The organism is Pseudomonas sp. TE21394 (genome assembly GCF_054057835.1).
In genome coordinates this window covers 2360418-2377924 of the sequence record NZ_JBSRZR010000001.1, presented here as the reverse complement: position 1 = coordinate 2377924, position 17507 = coordinate 2360418, and the positions used below count along the sequence as shown (strand labels likewise).

The following is a 17507-nucleotide window of genomic DNA, read 5'->3' as shown; positions in this document are numbered from 1 at the left end:
GCCCCGCCCGGCGCACCCTTCCGAGGAGCCCGCAATGAGCCTACCCAATCCCGCCGAGCTGATCCGGCAGATGGCTGTCGACCTTCGCGCCCACCTGGCCCGCCGGGCAATTACCGAACCGCGCTATATCGGTATCCGCACTGGCGGCGTCTGGGTCGCCCAGGCCCTGCAGGAAGCCATGGGCGACACCAGCCCCCTGGGCACCCTGGACGTCTCGTTCTACCGCGACGACTTCAGCCAGAACGGCCTGCACCCGCAGGTGCGCCCATCCGAGCTGCCGTTCGAAGTCGAGGGCCAGCACCTGATACTGGTGGATGACGTGCTGATGAGCGGCCGCACGGTCCGTGCCGCACTCAATGAACTGTTCGATTACGGCCGCCCGGCCAGCGTCACCCTGGTCTGCCTGCTGGACCTGGATGCCGGCGAACTGCCAATCCGCCCGAATGTGCTTGGCGCCACCCTGTCGCTGGCCGCCCATGAACGGGTAAAATTGACCGGACCCGCACCGCTCGCCCTCGAGCGCCAGGACCTCGCCAACGCTTCCGCCCTTTAAGAGTCCCCCCGCGATGACGCCAATCGACGCCAAGCGCCCGCTGCAGCTCAATGACCAGGGCCAGCTGCGCCACTTCCTCTCGCTCGACGGTTTGCCCCGCGAACTGCTCACCGAGATCCTCGACACCGCCGACTCCTTCCTGGAAGTTGGTGCCCGGGCCGTCAAGAAAGTCCCGTTGCTGCGCGGCAAGACCGTATGCAACGTGTTCTTTGAAAACTCGACCCGTACCCGAACCACCTTCGAACTGGCAGCCCAGCGCCTGTCGGCCGACGTGATCAGCCTGAACGTGTCGACTTCCTCGACCAGCAAGGGCGAGACCCTGTTCGACACCCTGCGCAACCTCGAAGCCATGGCCGCCGACATGTTCGTGGTACGCCACTCCGACTCCGGCGCCGCGCACTTCATCGCCGAGCACGTGTGCCCTGAGGTTGCGGTGATCAACGGCGGTGATGGCCGCCATGCGCACCCGACCCAGGGCATGCTCGACATGCTCACCATTCGTCGCCACAAGGGCAGCTTCGAGAACCTGTCGGTGGCCATCGTCGGTGACATCCTGCACTCGCGCGTAGCCCGCTCCGACATGCTCGCGCTGAAAGCGCTGGGCTGCCCGGACATTCGCGTGGTAGGCCCGAAAACCCTGATTCCGGTCGGTATCGAGCAGTACGGGGTGAAGGTCTACACCGACCTCGCCGAAGGCCTGAAAGACGTCGACGTGGTGATCATGCTGCGCCTGCAGCGTGAGCGCATGGCCGGCGGCCTGCTACCCAGCGAAGGCGAGTTCTACCGCCTGTTCGGCCTGACCACCGCGCGCCTGGCCGGTGCCAAGCCCGACGCCATCGTCATGCACCCCGGCCCGATCAACCGCGGCGTGGAGATCGAGTCGGCGGTGGCCGACGGCAAGCATTCGGTGATCCTCAACCAGGTCACCTACGGTATCGCCGTGCGCATGGCCGTGCTGTCCATGGCCATGAGCGGGCAGAACGCGCAACGTCAATTCGACCAGGAGAACGCCCAGTGACCGTCAGTATTCTTGGCGCCCGGGTCATCGACCCGAACAGTGGCCTCGACCAGGTCACCGACCTGCACCTCGACGGCGGCCGCATCGCCGCCATCGGCGCCGCCCCGGCCGGGTTCAGCGCCAGCCGCACGATCCACGCCGCCGGCCTGGTCGCCGCACCAGGCCTGGTGGATCTCGGCGTGTCGCTGCGCGAGCCGGGCTACAGCCGCAAGGGCAACATCGCCAGTGAAACCCGCGCCGCCGTGGCCGGCGGCGTGACCAGCCTGTGCTGCCCGCCGCAGACCAGGCCGGTGCTGGACACCTCGGCGGTGGCCGAGCTCATCCTTGACCGTGCCCGCGAGGCCGCCAACAGCAAGGTCTACCCGATCGGTGCGCTGACCAAGGGCCTGGAAGGCGAGCAGCTGGCGGAGTTGGTGGCCCTGCGCGATACCGGCTGCGTGGCTTTCGGCAACGGCCTGAAGGAAATCCCCAACAACCGTACCCTGGCGCGCGCCCTGGAATACGCCGCCACCTTCGACCTGACCGTGGTGTTCCACTCCCAGGATCGCGACCTGGCCCAGGGTGGCCTGGCCCACGAAGGCCCCATGGCCAGCTTCCTCGGCTTGCCGGGCATCCCGGAAACCGCCGAGACCGTGGCGCTGGCGCGCAACCTGCTGCTGGTGGAACAGACGGGCGTACGTGCGCACTTCACCCAGATCACCAGTGCCCGCGGCGCACGGCTGATCGCCCAGGCCCAGGCTTTGGGCCTGCCGGTCACTGCCGACGTCGCGCTGTATCAGCTGATCCTCACCGACGAATCGCTGCGTGAATTCTCCAGCCTGTACCACGTGCAGCCGCCGTTGCGCACCGCCGCCGACCGTGACGGCCTGCGCGAGGCAGTGAAGGCGGGGGTGATCCAGGCGATTGCCAGCCATCACCAGCCGCACGAGCGCGACGCCAAGCTGGCCCCGTTCGGTGCCACCGAGCCGGGCATCAGTAGCGTCGAGCTGCTGCTGCCGCTGGCCATGACCTTGGTACAGGACGGCCTGCTCGACCTGCCAACCCTGCTTGCCCGCCTGAGCAGCGGCCCGGCGGCAGCCCTGCGCCTGCCGGCCGGTGAGCTGAAGGCGGGCGGCGCCGCCGACCTGGTGCTGTTCGACCCGCAAGCCTCGACCGTGGCTGGTGAGCAGTGGTTCTCACGTGGCGAGAACTGCCCGTTCATCGGCCACTGCCTGCCGAGTGCAGTGCGTTATACCTTGGTCGACGGGCACGTTTGCCACGAGGCCTGACAAAACGCACATCGGCTTTGTGCAGAGGCGGCCTCGTGTCGCGATTCGGCCCCAGGATTTCTACATCGTGCATGAATTGCTGGGGCCGCTGCGCGGCCCTTTCCCGACACAAGGCCGCTGCTACATCGACCGCGTCAGGCTTGCAGAGCGAGCCGACCATTCATCCCCTGCGGTTGAAATCCTTCCCCCCATCCCCATATGAGTCTGCATCAGGCACTTTCGCCCCGCTGCGTGGAGACTCTCCCCTTGACCACCATCGTTTCTGTCCGCCGTAACGGCAAAGTCGTCATGGGCGGCGACGGCCAGGTATCCCTCGGCAACACCGTGATGAAAGGCAACGCCAAGAAAGTGCGCCGCCTGTACCACGGCCAGGTCATCGCGGGCTTCGCCGGCGCGACCGCCGATGCTTTCACCCTTTTCGAGCGCTTCGAAGGCCAGCTGGAAAAACACCAGGGGCACCTCGTCCGTGCTGCCGTCGAACTGGCCAAGGAATGGCGTACAGACCGTTCCCTGAGCCGCCTGGAAGCCATGCTGGCGGTAGCCAACAAGGATGCTTCGCTGATCATCACCGGCAACGGCGACGTGGTCGAACCGGAAGACGGCCTGATCGCCATGGGTTCCGGCGGTGCGTACGCCCAGGCCGCTGCACGCGCCCTGCTGAACAAGACCGACCTTTCCGCCCGGGAAATCGCCGAGACCGCCCTGAACATCGCTGGCGACATCTGCGTATTCACCAACCACAACCTGACCATCGAGGAGCAGGACCTGGCCGAGTAATCAGTTGTTCTGGCGTCCCGCTGCGAGCGGGATTTTTCCACGCTGATTCATCCGCCCAAGGGCCCTATTGATCATGTCCATGACCCCCCGCGAGATCGTCCACGAACTCAACCGCCACATCATCGGCCAGGACGACGCCAAGCGCGCCGTGGCCATTGCCCTGCGCAACCGCTGGCGGCGCATGCAGCTCCCCGCCGAACTGCGTGCCGAGGTAACACCCAAGAACATCCTGATGATCGGCCCTACCGGCGTTGGCAAGACCGAAATTGCCCGCCGTCTGGCCAAGCTGGCAAACGCGCCGTTCCTCAAGGTCGAAGCCACCAAGTTCACCGAAGTAGGCTACGTCGGCCGCGATGTCGAGTCGATCATCCGCGACCTTGCCGATGCCGCGCTGAAAATGCTCCGTGAGCAGGAAATCATCCGCGTGCGTCACCGCGCCGAAGACGCCGCCGAGGACCGCATTCTCGACGCCCTGTTGCCGCAGGCGCGGGTCAGCAGCTTCGCTGAGGAAGCCGCGCAGACCAGCACCGATTCCAACACCCGCCAGCTGTTCCGCAAGCGCCTGCGCGAAGGCCAGCTGGACGACAAGGAAATCGAGATCGAAGTGGCCGATGCCGTGGGCGTCGAAATTGCCGCACCACCCGGCATGGAAGAAATGACCAACCAGTTGCAGAGCCTGTTCGCCAACATGGGCAAAGGCAAGCGCAAGGCACGCAAGCTGAAGGTCAAGGAGGCGCTGAAGATGGTTCGCGATGAAGAAGCGAGCCGTCTGGTCAACGAGGAAGAACTCAAGGCCAAGGCCCTGGAAGCGGTCGAGCAGCACGGCATCGTGTTCATCGACGAAATCGACAAGGTTGCCAAGCGTGGCAACGTTGGCGGCGCCGACGTGTCCCGCGAAGGCGTGCAGCGCGACCTGCTGCCACTGATCGAAGGCTGCACCGTCAACACCAAGCTGGGCATGGTCAAGACTGACCATATCCTGTTCATTGCCTCGGGTGCGTTCCACCTGAGCAAGCCGAGCGACCTGGTGCCCGAGCTGCAAGGGCGCCTGCCGATCCGCGTGGAACTCAAGGCCCTGACCCCGGAAGACTTCGAGCGCATCCTGCAGGAACCGCACGCGTCGTTGACCGAACAGTACCAAGCCCTGCTCAAGACCGAAGGGCTGAACATCGAGTTCCTGGGGGACGGCATCAAGCGCCTGGCCGAGATCGCCTACCAGGTCAACGAGAAGACCGAGAACATCGGCGCCCGCCGCCTGCACACCCTGCTCGAGCGCTTGCTCGAAGAGGTGTCGTTCAGTGCCGGCGACCTGGCCAGCACCCATGACGAAGCGCCGATCCAGATCGACGCAGCGTATGTGAACAGCCACCTGGGTGAACTGGCGCAGAACGAAGACCTGTCGCGTTACATCCTGTAAGACCGCAGGGGGCCGCTCTGCGGCCCATCGCGGCACAAGGCCGCTCCCACAGGTACAGCGTTGCCCTCCAATGCAGCGCTGAACTTGTGGAAGCGGCCTTGTGCCGCGAAAGGGCTGCGTAGCAGCCCCAATGTCCCTTGAATCCCTCCTCCATAAGCTGGAAGCTTGCACCATCAGCTCCCGAGAGATTCCGCCCATGGCCCGCCTGCCCACCGCCATCAACCTGCACAAAGCCTCGAAAACCCTCAGCCTCACCTACGCCCCCGGCGAGGTCTACCACCTGCCCGCGGAATTCCTGCGCGTACACTCCCCCTCCGCCGAGGTCCAGGGCCACGGCAACCCCATCCTGCAGTTCGGCAAGATCAACGTCGGCCTCAGCGGCCTGGAACCTGCCGGCCAATATGCACTGAAACTGGTCTTCGATGATGGCCATGACAGCGGGCTGTTCACCTGGGAATACCTCGAACAGCTGTGCCTGCGCCAGGAGCAGCTGTGGGCCGAGTACCTCGACGAGCTGCACAAGGCCGGTAAATCCCGTGACCCCGCCGAATCGGTGGTGAAACTCATGCTCTAGCGCAAGGCCCTCAGCGTTTAGAGCGCATTTTCTAGAATCATCTGTTTGAATGCCTTATAGACAGCCCAGTGAAGGGCTGTCTTGCGCATTACATGAAAGTCGGGTAACCAATGGGGAGTGGCAAGTTCCCTGCATCACTTTGCAGGTAGCAAGAACCCTCGCAGCACCGCTGTTCCTTATCACTGGTCACCCGAGTAGCAGTACCGGGCTCAGCACTGTGCACCCGCCACAGCAAACCGGTACTCGTCTCAGGACAACGGAGCGTCGTAGATGAGTAACAAGAACAACGATGAGCTGCAGCGGCAAGCCTCGGAAAATACCCTGGGGCTCAACCCGGTCATCGGTATCCGCCGCAAGGACCTGTTGAGTTCGGCACGTACCGTGCTGCGCCAGGCCATGCGCCAACCGCTGCACAGCGCCAAGCATGTGGCCCACTTCGGCCTGGAACTGAAGAATGTGCTGCTGGGCAAGTCCAGCCTGGCCCCGGAAAGCGACGACCGTCGCTTCACCGACCCGGCCTGGAGCCACAATCCGCTGTACCGCCGCTACCTGCAAACCTACCTGGCCTGGCGCAAGGAGCTGCAGGACTGGATCGGCAGCAGCGACCTGTCGCCCCAGGACATCAGCCGCGGCCAGTTCGTCATCAACCTGATGACCGAAGCCATGGCGCCAACCAATACCCTGTCCAACCCCGCGGCGGTCAAGCGCTTCTTCGAAACCGGTGGCAAGAGCCTGCTCGACGGCCTGTCGAATCTGGCCAAGGACATGGTCAACAACGGTGGCATGCCCAGCCAGGTGAACATGGACGCCTTCGAAGTGGGCAAGAACCTGGGCACCAGCGAAGGCGCCGTGGTGTACCGCAACGATGTGCTGGAGCTTATCCAGTACAACCCCATCACCGAGCAGGTACATGCTCGTCCGCTGCTGGTGGTACCGCCGCAGATCAACAAGTTCTACGTGTTCGACCTCAGCCCGGAAAAGAGCCTGGCTCGCTTCTGCCTGCGCTCGCAGCAACAGACCTTCATCATCAGCTGGCGCAACCCGACCAAGGCCCAGCGTGAGTGGGGCTTGTCCACCTACATCGATGCGCTCAAGGAAGCCGTCGACGCGGTACTGGCAATTACCGGCAGCAAGGACTTGAACATGCTCGGTGCTTGCTCAGGCGGTATTACCTGCACCGCCCTGGTGGGCCACTATGCCGCCCTTGGCGAGAACAAGGTCAATGCCCTGACCCTGCTGGTAAGCGTGCTGGACACGACCATGGATACCCAGGTCGCGCTGTTCGTCGACGAGCAGACCCTGGAAGCCGCCAAGCGCCACTCCTACCAGGCCGGCGTGCTCGAAGGCAGCGAGATGGCCAAGGTGTTCGCCTGGATGCGCCCCAACGACCTGATCTGGAACTACTGGGTCAACAACTACCTGCTTGGCAACGAGCCACCGGTGTTCGACATCCTGTTCTGGAACAACGACACCACGCGCCTGCCGGCCGCGTTCCACGGCGACCTGATCGAAATGTTCAAGACCAACCCGCTGACCCGCCCCGGTGCCCTGGAAGTGTGCGGCACGCCGATCGACCTGAAGCAAGTGCAGTGCGACATCTTCAGCGTGGCCGGCACCGCCGACCACATTACTCCGTGGCAGTCGTGCTACCGGTCGGCACACCTGTTCGGTGGCAAGATCGAGTTCGTGCTGTCCAACAGCGGGCATATCCAGAGCATCCTCAACCCGCCAGGCAACCCCAAGGCGCGCTTCATGACCGGTGCGGATCGCCCGGGTGACCCGGTAGCCTGGCAGGAAAACGCCACCAAGCATGCCGACTCGTGGTGGCTGCACTGGCAAAGCTGGCTGGCCGAGCGGGCCGGTGCGCTGAAGAAGGCACCGACACGCCTGGGCAACCGGGCCTACGGTGCCGGCGAGGCTGCACCGGGCACTTACGTCCACGAGCGATAAGCTGCAGCGCCGTGGCCACCTACCAGGGCGCCACGGTGTTCATTCACCCAAGAGTCACGCGCATGCCGCAACCCTATATCTTCAGGACCGTCGAACTGGACGACCAGTCTATCCGCACCGCCGTTCGCCCGGGCAAGCCACACCTTACGCCGTTGCTGATCTTCAATGGTATCGGCGCCAACCTGGAGCTGGTGTTCCCGTTTATCGAAGCACTGGACCCGGACCTGGAAGTCATCGCCTTCGACGTACCCGGGGTCGGCGGCTCGTCAACCCCGCGCCACCCCTACCGCTTCCCCGGGCTGGCCAAGCTGACGGCACGTATGCTGGATTACCTCGACTACGGCCAGGTCAATGTCATCGGCGTGTCCTGGGGCGGCGCCCTGGCCCAGCAGTTCGCCCACGATTACCCTGAGCGCTGCAAGAAGCTGGTGCTGGCCGCCACCGCAGCCGGTGCGGTGATGGTGCCAGGCAAGCCCAAGGTGCTGTGGATGATGGCCAGCCCGCGGCGCTACGTACAACCCTCGCACGTCATCCGGATTGCACCATTGATCTATGGTGGCGGCTTCCGACGCGACCCGGACCTGGCCATGAAACATGCCGCCAAGGTGCGCTCCGGCGGAAAGATGGGCTATTACTGGCAGCTGTTCGCCGGGCTTGGCTGGACCAGCATCCACTGGCTGCACAAGCTCCAGCAGCCAACCCTGGTGCTGGCCGGCGACGACGACCCATTGATCCCGCTGATCAACATGCGCCTGCTGGCCTGGCGGATTCCCAATGCCCAGCTACACATTATCGACGACGGCCATCTGTTCCTGATTACCCGGGCCGAGGCCGTCGCACCGATCATCATGAATTTCCTTCAGCAAGAACGACAGCGCGCCGTCATGCACCCTCGCCCGGTTTCGGGCGGGTAGATCGATGCGGCCTTTTGCGCGGGCGCGCGCGCTCCCACAGGGACGGCGCTGAACCTGTGGCGCAGGCATGCCCGCGAAGGTCCCGACAGCGAAACGGCTCAGACGAGGGAGTGTTGCCATGAAAGACAAACCGGCCAAAGGAACGCCAACGCTTCCCGCCACCCGCATGAATGCACAGAACGCCATCCTTGGCCTGCGCGGGCGTGACCTGTTATCCACGTTGCGCAATGTCAGCCGTCACGGCCTGCGTCACCCGCTGCATACCGCACACCACCTGTTGGCCCTGGGCGGCCAACTGGGTCGCGTGATGCTGGGCGACACACCGCACCAGCCGAACCCGCGCGACCCACGCTTCAACGACCCTACGTGGAGCCAGAATCCGTTCTACCGCCGCGGCCTGCAGGCTTATCTGGCCTGGCAGAAGCAGACCCGCATGTGGATCGAGGAAAGCCATCTGGACGACGATGACCGGGCCCGGGCGCACTTCCTGTTCAACCTGATCAACGACGCCCTGGCGCCCAGCAATTCGCTCCTCAATCCACTGGCGGTCAAGGAGCTGTTCAACACCGGCGGGCAGAGCCTGCTGCGCGGTGTCGCCCACCTGCTCGACGACCTGCGCCACAACGATGGCCTGCCTCGCCAGGTCGACGAGCGTGCCTTCGAGGTGGGCGGCAACCTGGCCGCAACCCCCGGCGCAGTGGTGTTTCGCAACGAGTTGCTGGAGCTGATCCAGTACAAGCCGATGAGCGAAAAGCAACATGCACGGCCACTGCTGGTGGTGCCGCCGCAAATCAACAAGTTCTACATCTTCGACCTCAGCCCGACCAACAGCTTCGTGCAGTACATGCTAAAGAGCGGCCTGCAGGTGTTCATGATCAGCTGGCGCAACCCCGACCCGCGCCACCGCGAATGGGGCCTGTCCAGCTACGTGCAAGCGCTGGAGGAAGCGCTCAACGCCTGCCGCAGTATCAGCGGCAACCGCGACCCCAACCTGATGGGCGCCTGCGCCGGCGGCCTGACCATGGCCGCGCTGCAAGGCCACCTGCAGGCCAGGCAGCAACTGCGCCGGGTGCGCAGCGCCACCTATCTGGTCAGCCTGCTGGACAGCAAGTTCGAGAGCCCGGCCAGCCTGTTCGCCGACGAGCAGACCATCGAGGCCGCCAAGCGCCGCTCCTACCAGCGTGGCGTGCTGGACGGCGCCGAGGTGGCACGGATATTCGCCTGGATGCGGCCCAATGACCTGATCTGGAATTACTGGGTCAACAATTATCTGCTCGGCAAGACACCACCGGCCTTCGACATCCTCTACTGGAACGCTGACAGCACGCGCCTGCCCGCTGCGCTGCATGGTGACCTGCTGGACTTTTTCAAGCTCAACCCACTGACCCACCCAGCCGGCCTGGAGGTATGCGGCACGCCCATCGACTTGCAGAAGGTCGACTTGGACAGTTTCACCGTAGCCGGCAGCAACGACCACATCACCCCATGGGACGCGGTATACCGTTCGGCCTTGCTGCTCGGTGGCGACCGGCGCTTCGTGCTGGCCAACAGCGGGCATATCCAGAGCATCATCAACCCGCCTGGCAACCCCAAGGCCTATTACCTGGCGAACCCCAAGCTGCCCGGCGACCCGCGCGCCTGGTTCCATGACGCCAAGCGCAGCGAGGGCAGCTGGTGGCCGTTGTGGCTGGACTGGATCACCCCGCGCTCCGGCCCGCTCAAGGCACCGCGCAGCGAGCTGGGCAACGCCACCTATCCACCGCTGGGGCCCGCACCGGGTACCTACGTGATGACCCGATGAGCCTGGCGACGGGATGAAGACTCGCGACCGTATCCTCGAATGCGCCTTGCAACTGTTCAATCAGCAGGGAGAGCCGAATGTCTCCACCCTGGAGATTGCCAATGAACTGGGCATCAGCCCAGGCAATCTGTACTACCACTTCCACGGCAAGGAGCCATTGGTACTGGGCCTGTTCGAGCGCTTCGAAGAAGCGCTGATGCCTTTGCTTGACCCACCGCTCGAGCTGCGCCTGGAGGCCGAGGACTACTGGCTGTTCCTGCACCTGATCGTCGAACGCATGGCGCAGTACCGCTTCCTGTTCCAGGACCTGTCGAACCTGACCGGGCGCCTGCCCAAGCTGGCGCGCGGCATGCGCAGCCTGATCAACGCGCTGAAGCGTACGCTGGCAGCGTTGCTGGCCAGCCTCAAGGGCCAGGGGCAGGTGGAAAGCGAAACCCAGGCGCTGGGGCAACTGGTGGAGCAGATCACCCTGACCCTGATGTTTTCGCTGGATTACCAGCGCGTGCTGGGGCGCGAGGGAGATGTGGGGATTGTGGTGTACCAGGTGATGATGCTGGTGGCGCCGCATCTACAGGCCCAGGCGCGGGCGGCGGCCGAGCAGTTGGCGGTGCGCTATCTGGAGGGGTAGGCCTGGTCTTTCGACGCCACGGCCTTCGCGGGCAAGCCCGCTCCCACAGGGCCTGCGCTGACCAGATGAGCAGCGCGATACTTGTGGGAGCGGGCGAGCCCGCGAAGCAGGTGACGCGGTATCAGATCAGGGTACCGCTGCCATTGGCTGCCGACGGCGTGCTGCTGGCCGGGGCGGCGGCAGGTGCCGGAGCGGCGGTTGCAGCTGGCCCAGCACTGCTGGCAGGCGCTGCCGGCTTGGCGGCTGCCGGTTTGGCCGGCGCCTTTTTCACCGCTGGCTTCTTCGCTGCCGCGGGCTTGCCCGCTGCCGGTTTTGCCGCGGGCTTGGCTGCCGCCGGTTTGGCTGCAGGCTTCGCCGCTGCCGTCCTGGCTGCCGGTTTTACCGCTGCTGCTTTGGCTGCCGGCTTGGCCGCCGCGGTTTTCGCCGCAGGCTTGGCCGCTGCTGCCTTGGCCAGTGGCTTGGCCGCTGCCTTGCTCGCGACTGGCTTGGCGGCAGCACGCGACGAGACCGGGGTAACCGACGCACCGGTCAGTTTCTCGATCTGCTTGGTCAGGCTGTCCACCTGCTGGTGCAGCGCCTTGATCTCGTTGCGGCTCGGCACGCCAAGGCGCGAGATGGCGCTATTCAGGCGCTTGTCGAAAGCCTCTTCGAGTTCGCTCCACTTGCCCAGCGCACGGTCCTTGACGCCAGACACGCGCGAACTGGTCGAGGACTTGGCGCTTTCCGCCACGTCTTCAGCCGTTTTCTTCGCCTGCTTCTCGGCCTTCTCGCCATCCTTCACCAGCGAGTCGAACAGCTTCGAGCCGTCCTGGTCGATTTTCGAATAGATACCCAGCCCCGCCAGCCAGATCTTGCGGGAGTACTTCTCGATCCCGCCGACCCAGGAGCTGCCTTCTTTCTCGGAATTCTTCTTGCCAGCCATCCTGCTCTCCTTATGGTTTGTGCGCGACGCGCTCAAGCAGCTCGTGCAGCTGTTCAAGCTTGATGGACAACGCCTCAACGTCATGTTTAGACGGAATGCCCAGGCGATTCAAGGCGCGGCCTACCCGTGCGTCGAAAGCTTTTTCGATTTTGTCGAGTTGAATTTCGACTCGCCCCGGGACGCGGCTAACGGCCTTGGTCGCTTCATCGATCTGGCTGTTGGCCGCATCCAGTTCCTTGTCGATACGCTTCCTGCCACGTTTCTCGACGCCTTCCCCGGCCTTGACCAGCTCGTTGAAGTAGTCGGAACCTTCCTGGCCCACGCGTGCATAGGCGCCGATACCCGCCAGCCAGATCTTGCGCGCGTAGCCGCGCACTTCGCCAAGCGTGCCCAGGGCTTCGTCTTTCTTCTTCACAATCACTTTGGCCATGCTGTGTACCTCATGCTCATGAGTGGTGGAAAAAACCGCCCATGGAGGTTGGGCTTGAACACAAGGTAGGGAAGAAAATTAGAAACCTCACCCTAAGGTCTTCGCTGTCGCATCTATGTAACGCGTACCTCCCAGGCGATAAAGCTAGCGTCACAGGCGTCACTTCACGGAGACCGACACCATGACTGCTGTAGCAAACCAACCCAGGCTGACGTTCAAGCAACGCGTGGCAGCCTGTTTCTCCAACCGTCCCGGCTTGCGGGAGGTATTGTCGCAAGAAGGTTTCCGGTCCTTCACCGACCGCTATCCATGGATGCACCGCAGCCATCCTCAGATCACATCGCTCGACCCTTTCGTCATCCTCCATGCACCCAGCAGCCCAGATGGTCACGCAAGTCACAGCGGGCTGCTGGACGAGCTTCTCGAGCATTTTCTAGCCGGGGAACGTATGCAACTGGGCACCACAGACACGCTCAGCATAAGCCCTCCGCATGTCTTCCTGGTCCAGGTACAAGGCCAGGACAGCATCCGCCAGCCAGAAATAAGGCCTGACCTGACCAAGCTCAACGATGCCTTCGACGCGGTGCTTGGCTCACTGATACCCGCCTTCCAACAGGCCCAGATCGGCTTCTGGAATGGTATCGACGAAGACAGCCAGATCTCGCGCATCACCTGGCTGGAACATACCATCAAGGCCGCATTGCTCGAAAACCTCCCTCGTCAAGGCCTGGACGATGAAGAAAAAACAGCAATTTACAGCTTGCTCGACGGGGTGTCCGACAGCCTGACTATCGCGGCGATACAAGTCACGCTCACTACCGTTGACGGTACACATAGCTTTACGCTGCCGGATCTGTTGCTCAGCAGCAGCACCCTCGGCAACGGTGATCGGGTTCTGCAGTGCAAGCCCTGCGGTTCGGTTCGTCGGCATGCCGATATGGCCAGCTTTGCCAGCGCGCTGCAACGCCAGCTAGCGCAGCGCTATCGCTTCGAGACATTGTCATGGGCACAAACACCGGTGACAGGGCGCCCTTTCGCCTTCCAGGCCAGGCAACTGCTCAACGGTATCCTTGATGACATCGGGCGCCTGCGGATTGGCAGCCTGGCAACCAGCAATGAGCTGGAGCGGCAGCTGCATCAGGTGAGCGACCCGTCCGCGTACTTCCTGAGTCTGCCATCCAAGGAACAGACGTCACCCGCCGTCAGCCCGCCCCAATGGCTTAGCAATGCCAGCATGGAGGACCGCTACGCCTATCACGCCGCTCTGCTCGACTTGGCGGCGAGCCAAGGTCGGTCGAACGGCTCTACATCCCTGGGGGACGTCGAGGATATCAGCCGCTACGCTGCCCGCCGTTTACGCGAACAACTGCGGGCCAGCCATCCGGACAAGCCGGTACCAGACCCGGACAAAGTGCACATCCGCATTTCCCAGGCCATCATCGGCCCTGGCACGCAAGGGCAGTCGCTGTTCTTGCGCACCATGACCCTGACCGACCTGGCAATCTCCCGCCTGCGCCTGGAGGCGGGAGAGGTGATGACCGGGGTAAGTATCGAGGGCGGGTCACCTGCGGACGACTGGCTGGGCATCGAACAGATCAGGGAGCTGATTCATCTGGTCAATGTCGGCGGCCAGTATGCCAATTACCTGAAAGATCAAGTCAGAACCGAACCACGCAGGTCCGAACGGATCAGGCAGCATGCCAGGGAGTGGCGTTACGCCCTGCGGTTCAGCACCCTGAAGGCAAGGATCGAGCGACAGCTTGGCGAACCCGCAAGCCAGGCAATCCTCGATTTTTGTCAGAGCGCCGACATAGCCACGGGGCGTTTGCGCATTGCCCCACTTGCGTTCCTGTGCGCGTCAGGCGCTTCGGCACGCGATGTGGCTCATGGAATGTTCATCATCGAACTACCGAGAATCCGCAGTTGGGTCCTTTACCGCCCCTTCTATGCCGACAGGGCGTTGCTGGAGTTTCCGACCCTTGAATTGCTTATGGCCGCAATTCGCAGACAGGGCGAGCTGCAAGAGAGCGTATTGGCCTGGCTTGACGATGACGCACGCCCGGTTTACCAGGATAACGGCTTCAACCATCCGCACCTGCACCCGAACCTCAGCAGCCTACTGCACCTGTTCAGTGTCCAGGGCGAGCTGGCAGACGATCTCCTGCAACGCCTCACTGCGTCCGGTCCAGCCCGCATTCCAGGCCTGGACGGATGATCTGGACACTCACCTGTTCAATGCCAGAATCGACACCATGCTGTTGGCCGCAGCCAGCAGCAGCATTTCCAATGCCCAGGAAAAACGTGCATTGGTAAAGGAGGCCGCCTGGGCGATCTTCAACACCATCACCCAGCTCTGGCATGGTCCCATGACCAGTCTGGTCTGGCTTGCATTGGCGCTGTCAGCGCTCAAGGAGGACCTGAAGACGCTGCTGAGCGATAGCGGCGACAATCGAACCGCCGCGGCAATGGATCTGCTCATCAATCTGGCTTTGCTTCTTGCCCACCGCCCTGCCCCCGCCCCTGCCGGTAGCGAAGAGGCCGCTACGCTACGCTTCTCAGGCCCTGCGCCAAAGGGAGAATTCCCCCCGGCAACCCTCAAGCAACCAGAGCAGACGACGTGGGAAGTTTCTGTGGAAGCGCAGCTGCCGCGTGTAGAAGGCTGGCATGACGCGCAACGCCTGGGCAACCTGTCGGCACAGCAGCGCCAGTCACTGGCACAGTTGCGGTCATCACAGTCACTGCGAGGGCACACGCCACTGGAAGATGGTCGCTTGCGCGGGCTGTTCAACATTGCCGGCCGTCACTACGTCAGGCTGGGCGGCGGCACCTATGAGGTCATCGAAACCTGGAACGGCATGCAGATCATCGGCCCCGAGACGAGCAGCAGCGAATGGGTATCCCAATGGAATGGCGCCACGGACGGTTATTACATCGCCGGTCGTGAACGCCAGAAGGGACCATGGCTGACACGCTGGAATGGCGAGTGGGCCTTGAATCTGAACCTATCTGGCGGCATGCCCAGGAGCAGGCAAGCCATCAACGCCGAGAACCTCCAGCGGTTCGAAACATTGAAGACGGCCGCCAAAGCCAAGGCAGAAGCGCTGAACCGGATGGAGCCACTGATGCAGCGCAACCGCATGCAGTTGCAGGCTTATGACGACCTCGCTCTAGCGTACAGCCAGGCTTACGATGCGCTCTCCGAACAGGAACGCGCCTCACCGCCGCAAGCGTTGCAGCTTCAGCAGCAGGCGCTGAAAGCCCAGCGCAAACTCCATTTGCCTGAACTGCGGGCCTGCGCACTCTACCTGGAACGACAAAGCACGCTGCTGCACGAAAACATCGAAGTGTTCAAGGAGCTGGCAGAACCACGGTTCAGCAGGTTCGACCCCCATGACCAGAGCCGACGCCGATACGGCCGCTGGTACGATACAGCCATCAGCAACGACATCCTGCTGTACCGCCGCTTGCTGGCGCAGGTCGACCACCAAGAGCTGAGCGCAATGAGCGCCGGGGTGCGCCGCATTCCGGAGAACGCCGAGCAGATGCAGCATTACCTCGATTTTCGCGAGCAGATAAAAGATTCCTGCCAGGCCACCCGCCGCCTGCTGATGGTCAGCCAGCGACTGGACCGGATCATACCGGAGGCACTCCAGGACCCTAAGGTCGATATTGCCGATAAAGCCACGAAGCTCACGCAGACCATCCAGCGCAGGACCTATTCGACGCTGGTCATCCGGGCTCAACTGCTCAGTGAACTTGCTTACCTCGCCGTGGACAGAGCCCGGCTCACGGCAGAAACGGCCGAGCACCTGCTGACCATGCGCGCGCCGCTCGGCGATACCGAATTAAGCCGTACGGTATGGAGCCACGATGGGCTTGCAGACATCGAGGAAACGGCCCAGGTCAAAGCAGAATTGCTTGAGGACATCCTTCAGAAATACCGCTCAGTGCTGGGCCGCGCTCAGTACATGCTGACGCTGGACGACCCCGCGCTGGTCGCTGAGGTACTGGACGAGTACACGCGCGAACTGTCGACGATGATCCAGACCACGGAACAGCAGTTAAGCACCGCCCTGGCCCAAGTCGAGAGCGGCAGCAATCCTCCGCAGCCGGCGCCGTTACAGCGTCCAGCAACAAATAGACGTCGGGTAATCCGTGTCAACCGGGGTCGACCGCTGCTGGTGGAAGTCGACCAGATGGGTACTCGGGCATTCCAGCGCAATGCCTTCAACCAGGAGCCCACCGGCAACTTCGAGCAACGCAACGATGAGTGGCATGCAGTGCCTGAACAGACGAGGCCGGCGCCACACGACCGGACGCAGGTGCGGCGGCGTGCAAGCCGCCTGCTGGAAGAGGTGGAGGGAAAAATCGCCTTCGCCGAGCGTCACTATGCGCATGAGCCCAACAGCCTGAACGACTTCCTGGAATGGCCGGCAGGTGACATGCGCGAAGTGCAGCAGCAACTGACCGAGCTGAACAACCCAGAGGACAACAGCTTGGTCGAACTGCTGCAGGCAGCGCAAGACCGTATCCATCAGGAAAAAGCCAGGTTGCTCACCGACGCGTATCTGAATACGCGCCATCCCGACGGGCGGGCCTTACATTTCCTCGCCGAGCAGCGCCGGATCCGGATCAGGCAGACGGTGATGCGCCGCCGGCTGCGCCACGCCAATGATTACCTCGACGTCTATGAGATTCGCGACGAGCAAGCGCCACGACGGGTACTGTGGGAGGCTCACTTCCACTATCGCAGCCTCGAAGCGAGAGGGCATGATTTCGTAAAGGGCCACCTCAAGTTCCGCGATGCCGGCACAGGTGGCAGTGTTGCCATGCTCGAGCAAGCGGTAGACGCCGGCGAGCGGGTCGCGATCTACCGAGGCGACCTGCGCCTGGAACAGGTGCTCGGCATCATCCCGTTTCCGCCGGACACGCCGCAGTAGCCAAGGAGCGGGCCCGGGTCAGGCCAGGGCCTTGTCCAGCGCCCGCTCGATCTCGCCCTTGATGGTGGCGCTCATCATCGACAGCATCATGCCCAGCTTGAGTTCCACGCGGATGCTGTCGTCACCAATGTGCACGCTGCCATTGGCGCCGCTGCGCGCCACATCGACACGGTCCCCGTTCCAGGTGGCCTTGAGGTCGTATTCGCGGCTGAGCTTTTCGACCAGTGCTTCGGCCTTGGCACGAGCGGCATCGCGGCCAAGGGCGTGTTTGCGTTCGACGCTGATCTGGGTCATGCGGGCATTCCTGAAGATGAA

15 protein-coding genes are annotated in these 17507 nt (G+C 63.2%); 12 read left to right on the top strand and 3 right to left on the bottom strand.

Annotated features, from left to right (window positions below; all coding sequences use genetic code 11):
• Positions 1-34: 34 nt before the first annotated feature.
• From pyrR to ACVWZT_RS10950, 10 genes are all read left to right on the top strand, one after another.
• The gene (gene pyrR / locus ACVWZT_RS10995; RefSeq protein ID WP_296235155.1) at positions 35-553 is read left to right on the top strand and encodes a bifunctional pyr operon transcriptional regulator/uracil phosphoribosyltransferase PyrR; all 519 of its coding nucleotides are present in this window, start codon (positions 35-37) and stop codon (positions 551-553) included.
• Between the two features lie 13 nt (positions 554-566).
• Complete coding sequence (locus tag ACVWZT_RS10990) at positions 567-1571, top strand: aspartate carbamoyltransferase catalytic subunit (protein ID WP_457469311.1); 1005 nt, start codon at positions 567-569, stop codon at positions 1569-1571.
• On the top strand, positions 1568-2839 hold the full coding sequence (locus ACVWZT_RS10985) for a dihydroorotase (RefSeq protein WP_457469310.1): 1272 nt from the start codon (positions 1568-1570) through the stop codon (positions 2837-2839). The genes ACVWZT_RS10990 and ACVWZT_RS10985 overlap by 4 nt, the downstream gene beginning before the upstream one ends.
• Positions 2840-3085: 246 nt before the next feature.
• Positions 3086-3616: an ATP-dependent protease subunit HslV gene (gene hslV, locus ACVWZT_RS10980; protein WP_025340909.1), complete on the top strand. Its 531-nt coding sequence runs from the start codon at positions 3086-3088 to the stop codon at positions 3614-3616.
• Between the two features lie 73 nt (positions 3617-3689).
• Positions 3690-5033 carry an ATP-dependent protease ATPase subunit HslU gene (gene hslU, locus ACVWZT_RS10975; protein WP_457469308.1) on the top strand — a complete coding sequence of 448 codons (1344 nt, stop codon included), beginning with the start codon at positions 3690-3692 and terminating at the stop codon, positions 5031-5033.
• Between the two features lie 196 nt (positions 5034-5229).
• Entirely contained in the window at positions 5230-5607 is a 378-nt protein-coding gene (locus ACVWZT_RS10970; protein WP_085621741.1) for a gamma-butyrobetaine hydroxylase-like domain-containing protein, read from the top strand.
• A 270-nt stretch (positions 5608-5877) separates the two neighbouring features.
• Complete coding sequence (gene phaC, locus ACVWZT_RS10965) at positions 5878-7557, top strand: class II poly(R)-hydroxyalkanoic acid synthase (protein WP_296235152.1); 1680 nt, start codon at positions 5878-5880, stop codon at positions 7555-7557.
• Positions 7558-7619: 62 nt separating this feature from the next.
• Positions 7620-8471 carry a poly(3-hydroxyalkanoate) depolymerase gene (gene phaZ, locus ACVWZT_RS10960; protein WP_296235183.1) on the top strand — a complete coding sequence of 284 codons (852 nt, stop codon included), beginning with the start codon at positions 7620-7622 and terminating at the stop codon, positions 8469-8471.
• A 118-nt stretch (positions 8472-8589) separates the two neighbouring features.
• Positions 8590-10272: a class II poly(R)-hydroxyalkanoic acid synthase gene (gene phaC, locus ACVWZT_RS10955; protein WP_296235151.1), complete on the top strand. Its 1683-nt coding sequence runs from the start codon at positions 8590-8592 to the stop codon at positions 10270-10272.
• Positions 10273-10285: 13 nt separating this feature from the next.
• The gene (locus ACVWZT_RS10950; protein WP_296235150.1) at positions 10286-10900 is read left to right on the top strand and encodes a TetR/AcrR family transcriptional regulator; all 615 of its coding nucleotides are present in this window, start codon (positions 10286-10288) and stop codon (positions 10898-10900) included.
• Positions 10901-11021: 121 nt separating this feature from the next.
• Here the strand turns inward: ACVWZT_RS10950 and ACVWZT_RS10945 are convergent, their stop codons facing one another.
• Complete coding sequence (locus ACVWZT_RS10945; protein ID WP_457469306.1) at positions 11022-11822, bottom strand: phasin family protein; 801 nt, start codon at positions 11820-11822, stop codon at positions 11022-11024.
• A gap of 10 nt (positions 11823-11832) precedes the next feature.
• Positions 11833-12252: a phasin family protein gene (locus ACVWZT_RS10940; RefSeq protein ID WP_457469305.1), complete on the bottom strand. Its 420-nt coding sequence runs from the start codon at positions 12250-12252 to the stop codon at positions 11833-11835.
• Positions 12253-12433: 181 nt separating this feature from the next.
• On the opposite strand from ACVWZT_RS10940, the gene ACVWZT_RS10935 reads away from it, so the two are divergent.
• Positions 12434-14467 (top strand): dermonecrotic toxin domain-containing protein, encoded by a 2034-nt coding sequence (locus tag ACVWZT_RS10935; RefSeq protein WP_457469303.1) that lies wholly within the window; start codon positions 12434-12436, stop codon positions 14465-14467.
• 37 nt (positions 14468-14504) lie between these two features.
• A complete protein-coding gene (locus tag ACVWZT_RS10930; protein ID WP_457469301.1) occupies positions 14505-17192 on the top strand; it encodes a hypothetical protein in 2688 nt (895 codons plus the stop codon).
• A gap of 18 nt (positions 17193-17210) precedes the next feature.
• Here the strand turns inward: ACVWZT_RS10930 and ACVWZT_RS10925 are convergent, their stop codons facing one another.
• On the bottom strand, positions 17211-17486 hold the full coding sequence (locus ACVWZT_RS10925; protein WP_296235146.1) for a polyhydroxyalkanoic acid system family protein: 276 nt from the start codon (positions 17484-17486) through the stop codon (positions 17211-17213).
• Positions 17487-17507: the final 21 nt, after the last annotated feature.